This window comes from Shimia biformata, assembly GCF_016888515.1.
In the GTDB taxonomy this organism is placed as follows: Bacteria; Pseudomonadota; Alphaproteobacteria; order Rhodobacterales; family Rhodobacteraceae; genus Shimia_A; species Shimia_A biformata.
Window position 1 is genome coordinate 432,500 of sequence record NZ_JAFEJK010000001.1, and the last position, 16,503, is coordinate 449,002.

Annotated in this window: 15 protein-coding genes; 2 read left to right on the top strand and 13 right to left on the bottom strand. The window is 61.8% G+C overall.

Annotated elements, in window-relative coordinates; all coding sequences use genetic code 11:
• Positions 1–122: 122 nt before the first annotated feature.
• Both JQ863_RS01990 and ade read right to left on the bottom strand, forming a co-directional pair.
• Complete coding sequence (locus JQ863_RS01990) at positions 123–1,607, bottom strand: AMP nucleosidase (RefSeq protein ID WP_204112656.1); 1,485 nt, start codon at positions 1,605–1,607, stop codon at positions 123–125.
• Complete coding sequence (gene ade / locus JQ863_RS01995) at positions 1,604–3,412, bottom strand: adenine deaminase (RefSeq protein ID WP_204112657.1); 1,809 nt, start codon at positions 3,410–3,412, stop codon at positions 1,604–1,606. The genes JQ863_RS01990 and ade overlap by 4 nt, the downstream gene beginning before the upstream one ends.
• A gap of 85 nt (positions 3,413–3,497) precedes the next feature.
• Between ade and JQ863_RS02000 the strand changes: the two genes are divergently transcribed.
• Positions 3,498–3,917 carry a VOC family protein gene (locus tag JQ863_RS02000; protein WP_204112658.1) on the top strand — a complete coding sequence of 140 codons (420 nt, stop codon included), beginning with the start codon at positions 3,498–3,500 and terminating at the stop codon, positions 3,915–3,917.
• 89 nt (positions 3,918–4,006) lie between these two features.
• Here the strand turns inward: JQ863_RS02000 and JQ863_RS02005 are convergent, their stop codons facing one another.
• The 4 genes from JQ863_RS02005 to JQ863_RS02020 all read right to left on the bottom strand — a co-directional run bounded on the left by JQ863_RS02005 (position 4,007) and on the right by JQ863_RS02020 (position 8,934).
• Positions 4,007–4,864, bottom strand: coding sequence for an SDR family oxidoreductase (locus tag JQ863_RS02005; RefSeq protein WP_204112659.1), 858 nt, complete (start codon positions 4,862–4,864; stop codon positions 4,007–4,009).
• 39 nt (positions 4,865–4,903) lie between these two features.
• Positions 4,904–5,692: a carnitinyl-CoA dehydratase gene (locus JQ863_RS02010; protein WP_204112660.1), complete on the bottom strand. Its 789-nt coding sequence runs from the start codon at positions 5,690–5,692 to the stop codon at positions 4,904–4,906.
• Positions 5,689–7,704, bottom strand: a complete 2,016-nt coding sequence (locus tag JQ863_RS02015; protein WP_338055467.1) for an acetate--CoA ligase family protein — start codon at positions 7,702–7,704, stop codon at positions 5,689–5,691. The genes JQ863_RS02010 and JQ863_RS02015 overlap by 4 nt, the downstream gene beginning before the upstream one ends.
• Positions 7,705–7,773: 69 nt before the next feature.
• Positions 7,774–8,934: an acyl-CoA dehydrogenase family protein gene (locus JQ863_RS02020; protein WP_204112662.1), complete on the bottom strand. Its 1,161-nt coding sequence runs from the start codon at positions 8,932–8,934 to the stop codon at positions 7,774–7,776.
• Between the two features lie 77 nt (positions 8,935–9,011).
• Between JQ863_RS02020 and JQ863_RS02025 the strand changes: the two genes are divergently transcribed.
• Positions 9,012–9,962 carry a GlxA family transcriptional regulator gene (locus tag JQ863_RS02025; protein WP_204112663.1) on the top strand — a complete coding sequence of 317 codons (951 nt, stop codon included), beginning with the start codon at positions 9,012–9,014 and terminating at the stop codon, positions 9,960–9,962.
• On the opposite strand, the gene JQ863_RS02030 is transcribed toward JQ863_RS02025, so the two are convergent.
• The 7 genes from JQ863_RS02030 to JQ863_RS02060 all read right to left on the bottom strand — a co-directional run bounded on the left by JQ863_RS02030 (position 9,950) and on the right by JQ863_RS02060 (position 16,402).
• Positions 9,950–10,705 (bottom strand): class II aldolase and adducin N-terminal domain-containing protein, encoded by a 756-nt coding sequence (locus JQ863_RS02030; protein WP_204112664.1) that lies wholly within the window; start codon positions 10,703–10,705, stop codon positions 9,950–9,952. The two genes, JQ863_RS02025 and JQ863_RS02030, sit on opposite strands and share 13 nt — an antisense overlap.
• Before the next feature lie 119 nt (positions 10,706–10,824).
• Entirely contained in the window at positions 10,825–12,753 is a 1,929-nt protein-coding gene (dxs, locus tag JQ863_RS02035) for a 1-deoxy-D-xylulose-5-phosphate synthase (protein ID WP_204112665.1), read from the bottom strand.
• 18 nt (positions 12,754–12,771) lie between these two features.
• The gene (locus tag JQ863_RS02040) at positions 12,772–13,641 is read right to left on the bottom strand and encodes a polyprenyl synthetase family protein (RefSeq protein ID WP_420826208.1); all 870 of its coding nucleotides are present in this window, start codon (positions 13,639–13,641) and stop codon (positions 12,772–12,774) included.
• A gap of 111 nt (positions 13,642–13,752) precedes the next feature.
• Complete coding sequence (locus JQ863_RS02045) at positions 13,753–13,995, bottom strand: exodeoxyribonuclease VII small subunit (protein ID WP_204112666.1); 243 nt, start codon at positions 13,993–13,995, stop codon at positions 13,753–13,755.
• Positions 13,992–14,927: a histone deacetylase family protein gene (locus tag JQ863_RS02050; RefSeq protein WP_204112667.1), complete on the bottom strand. Its 936-nt coding sequence runs from the start codon at positions 14,925–14,927 to the stop codon at positions 13,992–13,994. Before JQ863_RS02050 ends, JQ863_RS02045 begins: the two co-directional genes overlap by 4 nt.
• Before the next feature lie 33 nt (positions 14,928–14,960).
• On the bottom strand, positions 14,961–15,584 hold the full coding sequence (locus JQ863_RS02055; RefSeq protein ID WP_204112668.1) for an SH3 domain-containing protein: 624 nt from the start codon (positions 15,582–15,584) through the stop codon (positions 14,961–14,963).
• Positions 15,581–16,402 (bottom strand): ABC transporter permease, encoded by an 822-nt coding sequence (locus tag JQ863_RS02060; RefSeq protein ID WP_204112669.1) that lies wholly within the window; start codon positions 16,400–16,402, stop codon positions 15,581–15,583. The genes JQ863_RS02055 and JQ863_RS02060 overlap by 4 nt, the downstream gene beginning before the upstream one ends.
• Positions 16,403–16,503 lie beyond the last annotated feature (101 nt).

Consider the following 16,503-nt stretch of genomic DNA (forward strand, 5'->3'; position numbering starts at 1 on the left):
CTCCTTGGTCTGCCCGAGTATTGGGCCTCATGCGCGGCATTTAACGGGATGTTGTGGGCGAACACAACGAATAGTGGTTGTTTTCCACAGAAAAACTGCGGATTTTTGCTGATTTTCGGGGGTCAGAGGAAGGCGGTTTCGTCAAATGACCGCAATTTCCGGCTGTGAAGGCGCTCAAGCGGCATATCACGCAGGGTTTCCATCGCCTTTATCCCGATCATCAGGTGGCGCGCAACCTGTGTTTTATAGAAGTCTGACGCCATGCCCGGTAGCTTCAACTCACCGTGCAGCGGCTTGTCCGACACACACAAGAGGGTGCCGTATGGAACCCGGAACCGATATCCGTTGGCGGCAATCGTTGCGCTTTCCATGTCCAGCGCGATTGCGCGCGACTGGGAAAGTCGCTGCACCGGGCCAGTGTGTTCGCGCAGTTCCCAGTTGCGGTTGTCGATCGTGGCCACGGTGCCGGTCCGCATCACGCGCTTCAGGTCATACCCCTTTAGGTCGGTGACATCCGCCACCGCCTGTTCCAGCGCGATCTGCACCTCGGCCAGCGCCGGGATCGGTACCCAGACGGGCAGATCGTCATCCAATACGTGGTCTTCGCGCAGATAGGCATGGGCCAGCACAAAATCGCCAAGGCTTTGCGAGTTTCTGAGGCCGGCACAATGGCCCACCATCACCCAGGCATGCGGGCGCAGAACGGCGATATGGTCGGTCGCGGTTTTGGCGTTTGACGGCCCCACGCCGATATTGACCAGCGTGATCCCGTTCCCGTCGGGCCGCTTCAGATGATAGGTCGGCATCTGGGGTTGCTTGTCAACGGCCGGGATCGGGGTGTCGGGGTCGGTGATCTCGACATTGCCGGTCGAGACAAAGCTGGAATAGCCCGAGTCGGGGTCGGCCAGGACCTGACGGGCATAGGCTTCGAACTCGGTGACGTAGAACTGGTAGTTGGTGAACAGGACGTGGTTCTGGAAATGGGTCGGGTCGGTCGCGGTGTAGTGGCTGAGACGGGCCAGTGAGTAGTCAACCCGTTGCGCCGTGAATGGGGCCAGCGGCTGGGTGCCATCCTCGGCCGCGTTTGCGGTACCGTTTACGATATCGTCATTCGTGGTCGACAGGTCCGGCACGTCAAAGACGTCGCGCAGAATGAAATCCGATGCCCCTTCCTGCGGCACCACGATCGAGTCATCCCCGGCGACGGCAAAATGCACCGGGATCGGGGTGGAAGACGGCCCGATGACCACAGGCACACCATGGTTGTGAATCAGCAGACGGATCTGCTGTTCAAGATAGTTGCGGAACAGGTCCGGCCGCGTGACCGTGGCCGCGTGGGTGCCGGGTTCCGCGACGTGGCCAAAACTGAGGCGCGAGTCGATCTTGGCAAAGCTCGTCGTGGTGATGCGGATTTCAGGATAGAAGGCGCGGAACCGACTGCCACCGGGGCCATTGGCAATGACGTCCCGGAAACTATTGCACAGGAATACGGTGGCTGCGTCGTAAAGCTCGCACAACCGCGCGACGGCTGCCTTTGGGTCGTCAAATCCCTCGGGCCCTGGAATGTCGGGCGTGATGATCGGCGTTTCAATTGTAACGGGCGTCATGCGCTTCCTTTGATCACATCGGTCAATTCAAATTTTGTCACATCCACCAGGCCAAGGTCGGAAATCCTGAGTTCCGGGATCACCACCAGCGCCAGCAGGGAATGCTGCATATAGGCATTGTTCAAATGGCAGCCGCAAGCCGCCATCGCGTCGACCATGTCTTGCGCCTTGGCTGCAACTTCGGACACGGGGCTGTCGGACATCAGCCCGGCGATCGGCAGTTCGACCATGGCGATTTCCTGCCCGTCCTTGAACACGGTGATGCCGCCGCCGACCTCGCCCAGCCGATTGGCGGCCTTGGCCATGTCGTCGCGGCTGGTGCCGACGACGATCATGTGGTGGCTGTCATGCGCCACGCTCGAGGCAATCGCCATGTCACCGGTGTATCCGAAGCCCGACACAAACCCGTTTACCGTCTTGCCGGTGCCCAAATGACGTTCGACCAATGCGATCTGGCAGATATCCTTGTCTGCGTCCCCGGCCACGGCACCGTCGATCACATCAAGATCGGCTGTCAGCGCCTTTGTGGGGGCTTGGTTCTCGACCACGCCGATTACGTTGGCGGTGACGCGGTTGGCGCCTTCGGGCGCGGTGATCACGAAATCCTCTGCGCGGCGGGCAGGGCCAAGGTTCACCGTCCTCCGCGCATGGTCGGGCCAGTCCAGATGCGGGCAGTCGACCATCACCTTGCCGTCCATCGCCACCGTCTTGCCACGCGCGATCACGTGTTCGATCGGTAGGTCTGTCAGGTTGCTGGTCAGGATGATATCGGCGCGTCGCCCCGGCGTGATCGAACCGATTTCGCGTTCCAAACCAAAATGTGTGGCGGTGTTGATGGTCGCCATTTGCAGCGCAATCAGGGGATCACAGCCGCAGGATATCGCGTGCCGCAGGACGCGGTTCATATGCCCGTCATTAACCAATGTGCCAGAGTGACTGTCATCGGTGCACAGGATGAAATTGCGCGGATCCAGACCCTTTTCGGTGACCGCGGTGATCTGGGTTTCGACGTCATACCAGGCCGAGCCCAGCCGCATCATCGACCGCATTCCCTGCCGCACGCGGGCAATCGCGTCCGCCTCGCAGGTGCCTTCGTGATCGTCCGCCGGTCCGCCGGCGACATAGGCCGCGAAATCGGGTCCCAGATCAGGCGAGGCATAGTGCCCGCCAACCGTTTTCCCCGCGCGTTGTGTTGCGGCGATCTCGGCCAACATCTTGGGATCGGCATGGATCACGCCGGGAAAATTCATCATCTCGCCCAGCCCGATGATGCCGGGCCATGTCATAGCCTCTGCGACATCGTCCGGCGTGATCTCGTACCCCGTGGTTTCAAGCCCCGGCGCGGATGGCGCGCAGGATGGCATCTGGGTGAAGATGTTGACGGGCTGCATCAGCGCCTCGTCATGCATCATCCGCACACCGTCCAGCCCCAGCACATTGGCGATCTCATGCGGGTCAGTGAACATCGAGGTGGTGCCGTGCGGGATCACTGCGCGGGCGAACTCAGCCGGGGTCAGCATGCCGGACTCGATATGCATGTGGCCGTCGCACAGGCCGGGGATCATGAAGCGGCCATCCGCTTCGATGATTTCGGTTCCCTCGCCAATGCAATGGCTGGCATCCGGGCCGACAAAAGCGACGCGGCCTTGGGCAATGGCGATATCGTGGTCAGGCAGAATTTCTCGGGTATGAACATTGACCCACTGGCCGCCACGAATAACGGTATCAGCCGGCGCGCGTCCCGCAGCGACGGCGATCAGGGTCGGGGCCACGTCGGGCCATGATTTGAAATGAGGTTGTTCCATGTCCCACGTTGACACGGAGATTCCCGATGATCAAGGTCAGTCTTTATGACCGTTTTGTAAATTCACTTTGCCGAAAGGGTTGAAAATGGATCTGGAAAAAGTTTCGGCCCCGGAGTTCGGCGCGTCCCTGCACGGGATCGGATTGAACATACTCATGCGCGACGTGAACGCCAGTTGCGCCATGCTGGAAACCGTTTTTGACATGACCTCGTTCCTGCGCACCGCCGATTTCGCGATTCTGCAATCGGGCGGCATGGTGATGCAGCTCCACGGCGACCATACCTATCATTCTAACCCGCTGCCCAGCCTGTTGCCCGAGTCCGGGCCGCGTGGCGCCGGGATCGAGATCCGGCTCTATGATGTTGACCCCGGCAAAGCCGAGGCGCGGGCAGCGGCGGCGGGGATGGTTGTTCTGCAATCCTGCACCGACAAGCCGCACGGTTTGCGCGAGTGCTACCTGTTGGACAGGGACGGCTATGCCTGGGTCCCGTCGCGCGTGCTATAGGCGGTGGAGGGGGCGCAGCCCCCTCGCTTGAAAACGGGGTTTCCAAGCTTCACCCCCGAGGTATTTCGGGCAAGAGGAAAGCGCCGCGGTCAGCTGGCCTGTTCTGCTTTCAACATTGCCTCAAGTGCCGCGCGGTAAGTCGGGTACTTCAGGGTCACGCCCAGTTCGTTCTTGATACGGTCGTTCCTGACGCGCTTGCTGTCAGAATAGAAGCTGCGTGCCATCGGTGACATCTGCGCCGTTTCGAACGGTTCTTCGGGGGGCAGCGGCAGGCCAAGAAGTTCGGCGGCGCAGGCGATCACGTCTTGCGGGGGGGCCGGGTCGTCGTCGCAGACATTGTAGACCTCGCCGGGATTAGGTCGGTTGATCGACGCTTCAAGCACCTGTGCGATGTCCTCGACATGGGTGCGGCTGAAGACCTGGTTCTTCTTGATCACGCGCCGCGCAGTGCCGTCGCGCAGTTTCTGGAACGGACCGCGACCGGGGCCATAGATCCCGGCAAGGCGGAAGATATGCAGGGGCAGGCCGGGAATATCACGCCATTCCTGTTCCGCGGCGACACGGCGCTGACCGCGGATCGTTGCCGGCGTGAGGGGAGAGTTTTCGTCCACCCAGCCGCCATCCTGATCGCCATAGACTCCTGTGGTCGACAGGTAACCCACCCAGTCCAGCCCGGGGGCGGCGTCGGCGATTTCATCGCGCCAGTTGCGTAGCACCGGATCGCCCTCGGCATCCGGTCCTGCGGAGGTCAGGACATGGGTCACGCCCTGAAGCGCGGCTTTGGCATCGGCGGGCCACAAAAGCGGGGTCACGCCCTCGGCCCGGAATGCATCGAACTTCTCAGGTTTGCGGGTGGTGCCGATCACGGTCCAGCCCTGCGGCACCAGCCGCGCAGCAAGCGCGCGGGCCGAAAACCCATGGCCAATGGAAAGCAATGTCTTGGTCATGGCGCGACACTGACCGCGACCGCCGCCGGTTGCAAGAGGCTAGCGTCCTTTCCAAACCGGGTCGCGTTTTTCGGCGAAGGCCCGGGCGCCTTCAAGCTGATCTTCGCTGGAATAAAGGATGTCCACCGTGCGCAGCTTGCGTTGGGTGATGCGGTTCATGGCGTCCTGGAATTTTGCATCCTCGGCGTCGCGCACGATCTCTTTTATGGCGGCATAGACCAGAGGCGGGCCGCTTGCGATCAACTCGGCCTGTTCCCAGGCGCGGGTCATCAGCTGGTCTTTGGAGACCACCTCATTCACAAGGCCCCAGCGATGTGCCTCGTCTGCGTCGAACCAGCGTCCGGTCAACAGAAGTTCCATTGCGATGTGATAGGGGATGCGCTTGGGCAGTTTGACGCTTGCGGCGTCGGCGACTGTGCCGGATCGGATTTCTGGCAGGGCAAAAGTGGCATGGTCGGCGGCGATGATCATGTCGGCGGAAATCATCAGCTCAAGCCCGCCACCGCAGGCCAGCCCGTTTACTGCCGCGATGACCGGTTTGTTCATGTCGCGCATTTCCTGCAGCCCGCCGAAACCTCCGACCCCGTAGTCGCCATCGACGGCGTCGCCGTCCGCTGCTGCCTTCAGATCCCAGCCGGGGCTGAAGAACCGGTCGCCCGACGCCGTAAGGATGGCGACGCGCAAGTCCGGGTCATCACGGAAACTGCGGAACACATCGCCCATGATCCGGCTGGTCGCAAGGTCGATCGCATTTGCCTTGGGGCGGTCCAGCGTGACTTCGAGGATGGCGCCCTTGCGTCGGGTCTTGATCGGGTTCTCGTTGGTCATAGTCGTCCTTTCCGTATCAGGGCGTCCACGGCGACCGCACGTGTCGGGGTGCAGATTACCGGGTTAATCTCAGCCTCGTGCAAGGTGTCTGCATTGGCAAGGACGTAACCCTGCAGCGCGTCGATCACGTCAAGAAGCGCGTCGATATCTGCAAGCGCTGCGCCCCGATAACCGTTCAGCAGCCGTGCCGATTTCAGCTGGGACAGGCAGTGTTTCACCGTGTCCCGGCTGCTTGGCACCAGAACCGAGACCGCGTCATCCATGATCTCGGTCAACACACCGCCTGCGCCAATGGTCAGCACGAATCCATGCGCTGGATCGCGGGTCACGCCCAGCAGAAGTTCGGCGACGCAATCGTCAATCATTTCTTCGATCAGGAACGTCTCGCCGGGCATGCCAATTGCGGCATCGGTGATCGTGTCGAGCGTCAGTTCAGTGCGGACACCGCCCGCGTCGGATTTATGCGCTGGGCCAACAGACTTCAGGACCAGACGACCCCCGATCCGTTTTGCCGCTGTTCCGATGTCGTCGCGGTGGGTCAGGATACGGCGCGGCGTCGGGATACCTGCACTGTCGAACTCTGCCTTGGCTTCGTCCTCGGATAGGGTATGTGCCGGACCGTCAGAACCGGGCAGCAGGACCGGCCGTGGATCGGGTGCACTTGTGGTCGCCGCTGCATGTATGGCGGACAGGGCCTCTCGCAGGCCATTCATGGGCACCACACCGCCCTGCATCAATGTTGCGGCGATGTCGCGAGGCATAAGTTCGGGGAGCGAGGAAACCACGGCAAAAGCCTTGTCTGAACGGGTGCGCGCGCCCAGTGCGGCACTCACCGTGCAGTCCCAGGCCGGGTCTCCTTGTGGCGGAAAATCGACAATAGATAGCGTGATTGCCGCCGGACCCTGCGCCATGGCAGCCCAGGCATCGGTCATCCTGTCGGCATCACGCCAGATGTAGGTGTGGTAATCCAGCGGGTTTGCCAGCGCTACCATCGGCCCCAGCGCCTGTCGCAGCCCTTTGGTCTGACCGTCGTTCAGCGCCGGGAGGTCCAGCCCAAGTCCAAACGCGGTATCTGCGATCAGGCTTGCCTCACCACCAGAACAGCTGATCGTGGCGATGCTAGCCTTTTCCAGCGGTCCCTGAACATGAAACAGTTTGAGCGTTTCAAGAAAGGTCGGCAGCTCATCCACCGCAGCAAACCCGAGACGCGACATCAGCGCACCCGCCCCGGCATGGCTGCCCGCCAGCGACGCAGTGTGAGAGATTGTCCCTGCAGATGCCTGTGCTGACCGGCCCACCTTCAAAATCACGACAGGAACCTGCCTGTCCCAGGCCCGGCGCGCGAAAGCTTCCCATCCGCGGAGATCGCCAAAACCTTCGACATGCAGCCCTATGGCCGTCACACGCGGGTCGTCCAGCATTGCGCTGGCGATCTCGGCCTGCGCCGTCTGGGCCATGTTCCCGCAAGTCACCGCATAGGCAATAGGCAGAGCGCGCTGCTGCTGGGTGAGGTTGATCGCGATGTTTGAGGATTGCGTCAGAATGGCGACCCCGCTGTTCACCGGTTCGCAGCCATGCACGTCTGGCCACAGGGCAGCCCCGTCGAGTGCATTGATCATGCCATAGCAGTTGGGCCCTAGAATCGGCATGTCCCCGGCGGCGGCGACCAGCCGTGCCTGAAGATCCGCCGCGCCGCCATCTTCGGCGTCTGCTTCGGCAAACCCCGAGGCAAAACACACCGCACCGCCGACCCGATGTTGCCGCAGGGCATCAACGGCCTCGATCGTGGCGAGCCGGTTGATGCCGACAAAGGCAGCGTCGATCCCACGCGGCAGGTCCTCGATCCGGGCCACGGTTTGGGCGCCAGGTATCTCTGGACGATTGGGATGCACGACAAACACCTCGCCGGAAAACCCTAGCCCGCGCGCTGCCTTGACCACCGCGCGCCCCCAGGCGCCGCCGCCGATCACAGCAATGCTGGCAGGTCTTAACAGTCGGCCTAGGTCACGCATGCACATTTCCTCTTGCCCAAATACCTTCGCCGAAGGCATCGCGCGCGAGCTCGATTTCCGCGCCACTCCCTATGCCCCCAACGGTCGCAACAAGTCGCGGCTGATGATGTGGCGCTGAATTTCGGACGTGCCGTCCCAGATGCGTTCAACACGGGCATCGCGCCAGAACCGTTCCAGTGGATAATCGTCCATCAAACCCATGCCGCCGTGGATCTGGATTGCTGTATCGGTCACGCGTGCCAACATTTCCGACGCATATAGCTTGGCCGAGGCGATCTCTCGGTTCGCGGGCAGCCCCTTGTCGAGACGGTCGGCGGCGGCGAGGGTCAGAAGGTCGGCGGCGTCGATCTCGGTGATCATGTCGGCGATCTGGAAGCTCACGCCCTGGAACTTGCCAATAGGTTGGCCGAACTGCTCGCGCTGGGCGGCATAGTTCAGTGCCATGTCAAACACTCGCCGCGCGCGGCCGACGCACATCGTGGCGACGGTGATGCGGGTGGCATAGAGCCATTCGTTCATCACCGCGAAGCCGCCGTCGACCTCGCCCAGAACCTGCGCGTCGGGCAGGCGGCAGTCGTCGAATTCCAGGATCATGTTCTTGTAGCCGCGATGGCTGACCGACTTGTATCCGTCGCGGATTGTGAAACCCGGCGTGCCGCGATCGACAAGGAAAGTAGTGATGCGTTTTTTGGGGCCGCGCGGGGTCATATCTTCGCCAGTGGCGACAAAAACAATGACAAAATCCGCATGATCGGCGCCCGAGATGAAATGCTTGGTGCCGTTCAGCACCCAGTCGCCGCCATCGCGCACCGCGCTGCATTTCATGCCCCGCACGTCAGATCCCGCGCCGGGTTCCGTCATGGCCAGCGCATCCATCCTTTCGCCTCGGACGGCGGGCAGAAGGTAGCGGTCTATCTGGTCGCCTTTGCATGCCATGAGGATGTTTTGCGGCCGCCCGAAAAAGTGGTTCAGTGCCATGGAGCCCCGGCCCAGTTCCCGCTCGACAAGTGCGAACTCAAGATGGCCAAGGCCCGCGCCGCCAACGTTTTCGGGGAAGTTGCAGGCATAGAAGCCTAGCTCGATAGTCTTTTGCTTGATCCGTTCCGCGACATCTGGCGGCACCTCGCCGGTGCGTTCGACAAGGTCCTCGTGGGGGTAGATCTCGTTCTCGACAAAGCTGCGGACGGTCGAGACGATCATCTCCTGTTCTTCAGTCAGTCCGAATTGCATGGGCTGTCTCCTGAAAGCGCCGCTGATCCATGATTGGCCAATTGACGGGGCAAGCCGTGCAAAATTAGATGTTGTTCATGCAGAAATGGGCAAATGTCGCGGATATGCGAAAAATCGGGGTCCTGCTTTTCGACGGGTTTTCGAACCATTGCCTCGCCAACACGGTGGAACCATTGCGGGCGGCAAACATGCTGTCGCGGCAGGATTTGTACACTTGGCACTTCCTGGCGCCCGAAGGCGGAGTGGTGACCAGTTCCAGCGGCCTGCCCGTTGCAGCACATCAGCCGCTTGAGGCCGCGTCCGGGGATATGCTGGTTGTGATGCCATCTTACGGGTTCCGTGACCTTGGCGATTTGCGCGGCCAGACGGCCCTTCGTCGGGCGGCGCGGCGGTTCGACGTGGTGGCCGGGCTGGATACCGGAAGCTGGCTTATGGCCGAAGCCGGGCTGCTGACAGGTCGCAAGGCGACGATCCACTGGGAGGAACTGGACAGCTTCGCCGAGCGTTTCCCCGAGGTCGAAGTATTGCGCGAGCGGTTCGTGATTGATGGCAACCGCGTCACCTGTTCCGGCGCGATGGCGGCGTTTGACCTTGTGATGTTCCTGATCGGGCAGGAGAACGGACAGGCGCTGGCGCTGGAAGTCGCGCAACTGTTCATGGTGCGCGGGTCGGCGCGGTCGCATGCCGGCGGGATCGGCGTCATGGACCGGGTGGTCAACCGCGCGCTGGCGGTGATGGACGCCAATCTCGAAGACCCTCTGCCATTGTCACAGGTCGCGTCGCGGGCGGGATGTTCACAGAAGACGCTGGAAACCCGGATGCGGGCCGGGCTGGGGGCGACGCCGAAACATGTCTATCGCCGGATGCGGCTGAATCTCGCTCGTAAACTGGTCACTGAAACCGATCTGAGCGTCGCCGAAATCGCGGTGCGGACGGGTTACGTCAATGCCAGCGCCATGACTCGCGCCTTCCGCGAGGAGTTCGGCACCCCACCACGACAGATGCGGCAAACGGATCAGTCGGCGTAGGTCGAACCTTCCTCATCAAGGATGGTCTTCAGCTCGGCCAGATGGCGGTCATCCTGTTCCGGGTAGGCCTCGATTTCATCGGCAGTCTTGGCGGCGATGTCGTCGGGCAGGACCCGCAGCGGGCGTCCGGTTTGCAAGGCGCGAATATAGGTCTCGGCAGCGCGTTCGAAGTAGTAAAGCCGTGTAAAGGTCTGGGCCACGGTCTGGCCGATTACCATGACACCGTGATTGCCCATGACCATCACGGTTTTCTTCGGGTCAGCAAACAGCGCGGCGCAGCGTTCACCCTCTTCTTCGAATGCAAGCCCACCATAGTGGTCGTCGATCACCACACGGTCGAAGAACATCGCGGTGTTCTGGTCGATTGCGGGCAGGCGGGAATCGGCAAGTGAGGCCAGCACAGTTGCGTGGATAGAATGCACATGCATCGCGCATCGGGCGTGCGGGCAATTGCGGTGCAACGCGCCATGCAGTCCCCAGGCGGTCGGGTCAGGCGCATCCGGCCCTTGCAGCGTTTCGGGGTCGTTGGCGTCGATCAGCAGCAGATCGGACGCCTTTATCCGAGAAAAATGTTTCTGGTTCGGGTTCATGAGGAACTGGGTGCCGTCGTCATTCACCGACAGGCTGAAGTGGTTGGCCACTGCCTCGTGCATGTTAAGTCGGGCCGTCCAGCGGAAGGCGGCGGCAAGATCGACACGTTCCTGCCAGTGATCCATGTTTGGGCGCAATTCTGTGACGGTCATGGCGGGTCCTCCTGTTCAGGTCAGGGGACCATGGGGGCGTGCCAAGATCAAGTGGGGCACGCCCTCGCTGCGCTCGGCCTGCCCTCGGCGGGGGTATCTGAACCAGTGAATGGCGGGTGCTACGCGCTTTTGCTGCCGATCTGGGAGATGCCCAGCGTGTTCAGGACCTTGGCTTCGATCTGTTCGGCGTTCATCGCGGCAACGTCATACATGTCGCGGGGGCTGGCCTGGTCGATGAAGATATCGGGCAGCACCATCGAGCGGTATTTCAACCCGTCGTCGAAGACACCGTTTTCTGCAAGAAGCTGGGCGACGTGGCTGCCGAAACCGCCGATCGCGCCTTCTTCGATGGTGATCAACGCCTCGTGAGTTCGGGCAAGATTGAGGATCAGGCCTTCGTCCAGAGGTTTGGCAAACCGAGCGTCGGCGATTGTCGGGGTGATACCCTTGGCCGACAGGTTCTCGGCCGCTTTTTTCACCTCTTCCAGTCGCGTGCCGAAGGACAGAATCGCGACACGTTTGCCTTCGCGGATCATGCGACCCTTGCCGATTTCCAGCGGAGCCGGGGTTTCGGGCATCTCGACGCCGACACCTTCTCCGCGCGGATAACGGAAGGCGATGGGGCCTTCATCATGCGCGGCGGCGGTGGCGACCATATGGACCAGTTCCGCTTCGTCCGCGGCGGCCATCACGACCATGCCGGGCAGGTTTGCAAGATAGGCAATGTCAAAACTGCCAGCGTGGGTGGCACCATCCGCGCCAACAAGCCCCGCGCGGTCGATCGCGAAGCGCACCGGCAGACGTTGGATCGCGACATCATGCACAACCTGGTCATAGCCACGCTGCAGGAAGGTCGAGTACATCGCGCAGAAAGGCTTCATGCCACCGGCTGCCAGTGCCGCCGCGAAAGTGACACCGTGCTGTTCTGCGATCGCCACGTCAAAGCAGCGGCTGGGATAGCGTTCGGCAAAAAGGTTCAACCCTGTCCCGTCCGGCATTGCGGCGGTCACGGCGACGATCTTGTCGTCTTCGGCGGCAAGCTGGGTCAGGGTCTTGCCGAACACCGAGGTATAGGAAGGTGCGTTTGACGGCGCCTTGTGCTGCTTGCCCGTGACCACGTCAAATTTCGCCGTGGCATGACCCCGGTCGCGCGCGTTTTCGGCGGGGGCATAGCCCTTGCCCTTCTTGGTGATCACATGCAGCAGCACCGGCCCGGTGGCGCGCTGATGCAATGTGCGCAGGACCGGCAGAAGCTGATCCATGTCATGCCCGTCGATGGGGCCGACATAGGAAAAGCCCAGTTCCTCGAACAGGGTGCCGCCGACGGTCATGCCCTTGAGCATTTCCTTGGCGCGCTTGGCGCCTTCGCGGAAGGGTTCAGGCAGAAGCGAGACCGCGCCCTTGGCGGCGGCCTTGAATTCCTGGAATGGCTCCCCGGCATAGAGCCGGGACAGGTAGTTCGACATGGCGCCAACGGGCGGGGCGATTGACATGTCGTTGTCGTTCAGGATCACGAACAGCCGCTTACCCAGGTGCCCGGCGTTGTTCATCGCCTCATAGGCCATGCCCGCCGAGATCGAGCCATCACCGATCACCGCCACCGCGTCACCAAGCCCGCCGTCGCATTGCCCGCCAAGGTCACGGGCCACGGCAAATCCCAGCGCCGCCGAAATTGAGGTCGAGGAATGCGCCGCGCCGAACGGGTCATAGACGGATTCGCTGCGCTTGGTGAAACCCGACAACCCGTCCTTCTGGCGCAGGGTGCGGATGCGGTCACGGCGTCCGGTCAGGATCTTGTGCGGATAGCACTGGTGGCCCACGTCCCAGATAATCTTGTCGCGCGGCGTGTCGAACACGGCATGCAGCGCCACGGTCAGTTCTACCACGCCCAGCCCCGCACCCAAATGGCCTCCGGTTTCGGACACGGCGGATACGGTTTCCGCCCGTAGTTCACGCGCAAGCCGGGTCAGGTCCGCATCATTGAATTGATGCAGGTCCGCTGGTCGGCTGACACGGTCAAGAAGTGGGGTTTCGGGGCGTTGGGACATGGGGCGTCCGGTTCTGGTTCAGTTGTCGCGGGCAATAACGAAAAGCGCGGCTTCCCGCAAGTTGCCGGCCTTGTCACCATAACAGGATAGCGCGTCGCAGGCTTCCGTCACGAGGTCGCGGGCGCGGCGTTTCGCCCCGTCCAGCCCCAGCAGCGACACGAAAGTCGCCTTGCCCGCCGCCGCGTCCTTGCCCACGGCCTTACCGACGGTGGCCGCGTCACCCTCGATATCCAGTATGTCATCGGCGATCTGGAAGGCCAGACCAAGCGCAGTGGCATAGGCGGTCAGGGGCGCGATGTCGGCGCGGGCCATGCGCCCGCCCGCCTCTGCCGACCATGCAATCAGCGCGCCTGTCTTGCCCGCCTGAAGCCGGGTGATCTGATCCAGCGTCAGTGGTTCTGGTGCGGTTTCGGCGGCAATGTCCAATGCCTGTCCCAGAACCATCCCTCCGGCCCCGGCAGCGCGGGCAAGGGTCAGGGCAAGATCGGCGCGTACAACTGCGTCAGGGTGACAGTCGGTGTGTGCGGCCAGTTCAAATCCAAGGGTCTGAAGCGCGTCACCGGCCAGAACCGCCGTTGTCTCGTCCCATTTGACATGCACGGTGGGAAGGCCGCGGCGCAGGTCGTCATCGTCCATGCAGGGCAGGTCGTCGTGGATCAGCGAGTAGGCGTGGATGCATTCGATCGCCGTTGCGGGCCAGATCGCGTGGCGCGGGTCGATTTCATGCATGGCCGCACTTTCCAGAACAAGGAAGGCACGCAGACGTTTGCCCCCGCCGCTGGCATAGCGCATCGCTTCGATCACCGGCAGATCGCCAAGGGGCGCAAGCACGGTATCAAGATGCGTCTGGACCGCGTCAGCGGTGGATTTCAGTGCAGTTTCGAACACGTCGCTTCTTTCAATCCATACCCGGCGGATATTCCGGGCGGCGCCCAACTTTTCTGATGGGTGGGCGAATTGCGTTCCGCCCCCGGTCGGGTGCTGTTCTTGGTGTCGTGCTTACATGCCCTCGACCGGCGTGGTGCCGGTAGGGGTGCCATCGCCGTCCAGCGTGATGGCCGCGACTTTTTCCTCGGCGTCTTTCAGAAGCGCCTCGCAGCGTGCCTTCAGCTCTGCGCCGCGTTCATACAGCTTAATCGACTCATCCAGCGCCACATCGCCGCGATCCAGTGCGCCGACGACGCGCTCAAGCTCTCGCATCGCGTCTTCGAAATTCATTTCCGCTACCGGGGTCTCGCTCATGCGCCTCTCTCCATCAGAACCGTGACATGTGCCGCGACGGACGCGGCGAGCGCGTTAAGATCATATCCTCCCTCAAGAGTCGAGACGACGCGCCCCTCGCAATGCTGGTCCGCCGTGTCGCACAGCCGTTCGGTCAGCCATGTGAAGTCCTCGGTCGTCCAGTTCAACTGCGCCAGCGGGTCTGCCATATGTGCGTCAAACCCGGCCGAAATCAGGATCAGTTCGGGCGCGAAACGGTCGAGCATGGGAAACACCTCGGACTCGTAGACGCGGCGCATGGCTTGACCGTCACTGTGCGGCGCAAGCGGCAGGTTGACGATATTGTTGTGGCCGCCAGTCTCGTTCGCGTCGCCGGTGCCGGGCCAGAGCGGGCTTTGATGTGAAGAGAAGAACAACGCGCGCTCTTCGTTCCACAACAGGTCTTGCGTGCCGTTGCCGTGGTGGACGTCGAAATCGACCACGGCGACGCGGTTTAGCCCGTGGCGGTCCATGGCGTGGCGGGCCGCAATTGCTGCGTTTCCGAACAGGCAGAAGCCCATTTGTGTCTCGCGTTCGGCATGGTGACCAGGAGGGCGGCAGGCGATGAAGGCATTGGCGACTTCACCCGACAGCACCGCGTCCACGGCAGCAACGGCCGCGCCCACGCCGCGTCGTGCCGCCTGCATCGAGCCGGGCGACATGTGAGTATCGGCATCCAGCGCGCGCGTCCCGGATTGTGGTTCGCTGGCAATGATCCGGTCAAGATATGTTTGGGGATGACAGAGAAGGATGTCTTCATCCGCCCCCAAGGGCGCATCGCGCCGGTCCAGCGCGGCAAAGCCCGGACCGGCCAAGGAAGCATTGATATGCTCCAGCCGTGCCACTTGTTCCGGGTGGCCGGCGGGGGTGACATGAGACAGGCAGTCGGGGTGGGTAAAAAGCGCGGTGGTCATGATGACCCCATCTTGGTCACGCCGCGCGGCGGGTCAATGCCCAAGCGAGCAACAGCCGGAATAACCCTGCGGACCTTCACCATCTTCCAGGAATAGCTCAACCGCCAGTCCAAAGGCGCGGTCACTCATCCCGTCGTTGCACATGTCTTCTCGGATGGTGGCAAAGCCGGTCATGTCCACACCTGTCAGCTTGAGGCCCAGCGGCCCCCCGATGCGGCCGGCGGGTTGATGAACCCAGGTAATTTCAAGTTCGGTGGCGGGGCTGTCGAACCAGCGGAAGGCCAATGTCGCGGGATCGAAATCGACGGTCGCGTTCCAGAACGGTTCGGTACCGAAACAGGACAGAGGTGTCGAAGCAGCCGACCACATCCTATCACTCTCTCGGGCAAGGAAGCGCATTGAAACCCAGCCACCCGTTTCGCCAGAATTCACCCGCCCCCACTTTGTCGTGTCGTCGGTATAGACTACTTCGACAGCGGTCGCATCATGGGGCAGCACGCCCACAATCGGCGCGGACGCATCTGGCTGGGCGCGGATGTTCAGTACATCATTCGGGGCAACATCAGTGACACGGAACAGGCCCGGCAACTGGCCATAGCTTTGCGCCAGAAGCGGGGCCGGCAACAGCAGCGCGAGGGCAAGCAACACCCGGATCATCTGCGGGCGCTCCAGCTGAGAGAGGCATTGCGGCGCGTATAGAACTCGCCCATGAAGCCGATCATGATCAGGATGACGCCAACAATGACCGGATACCACGGGTCGGTATTGCGCGGATAATAATTGATGAAGGTAAACCCGCGCGCCTGGTCGATCGTGTGGAACAACGGGTTCCAGTCGAACATCGAGACCATGAAACTGGGCAACGTGTTCGCGACGAACATCTTGCCGGATGCGATCATGTTGGCGCGCTGGTAGACCGTGCTGGCGATCCCTGTGAAGGTCGGAAACCACGGTTTGATTGCCAGGAACACAACCCCGATCGCCATGCCCGAAAACCACGCGGCCAAAAGCATCGCCAGCGCGCCGATGGGATCGTCGATGACCACAGGGGTAAAGGCGACATGGTAGACAAACAGGATCGTGAACAGTGACAGAAGCTGAATGTACAGTGTTCCCAGTGCCGCCGACAGGATCGCGATCACTGTGTTCATCGGTGCGTGCTTCATCATTGGCGATGACGGACCTTCCGCTCCCACAACCGCGCCAAGCGTCTTGGTATGGGTCAGGAAAAGGAAAATGCCCGACATGATGTATAGCAGGAAATCCCCTCGCAATGCCGACCCGCGCAGTCCAAGCACCGAGAACATCACGAAAAAAGCCATGACGAAGACGATGGCCTGCATCATGTTCGAGATCAGCGACAACACAGCGTTTCCATGAGATTTTCGCACGTCTCTGACGATCGAATGGAACACGATCTCGGAGATTGCAAATCCGGCGGTGACCGGTGTTCGTCTTGTTGCGTACTGGAACATGAGGTGCCTCGGCCTGCGATATTGCCCGTTCTGCCACGGATTTCTTGCCGTTCCGTTATGAGCAAAGCATAAGGGGCGCGACGACGCATTTCAACAAACCC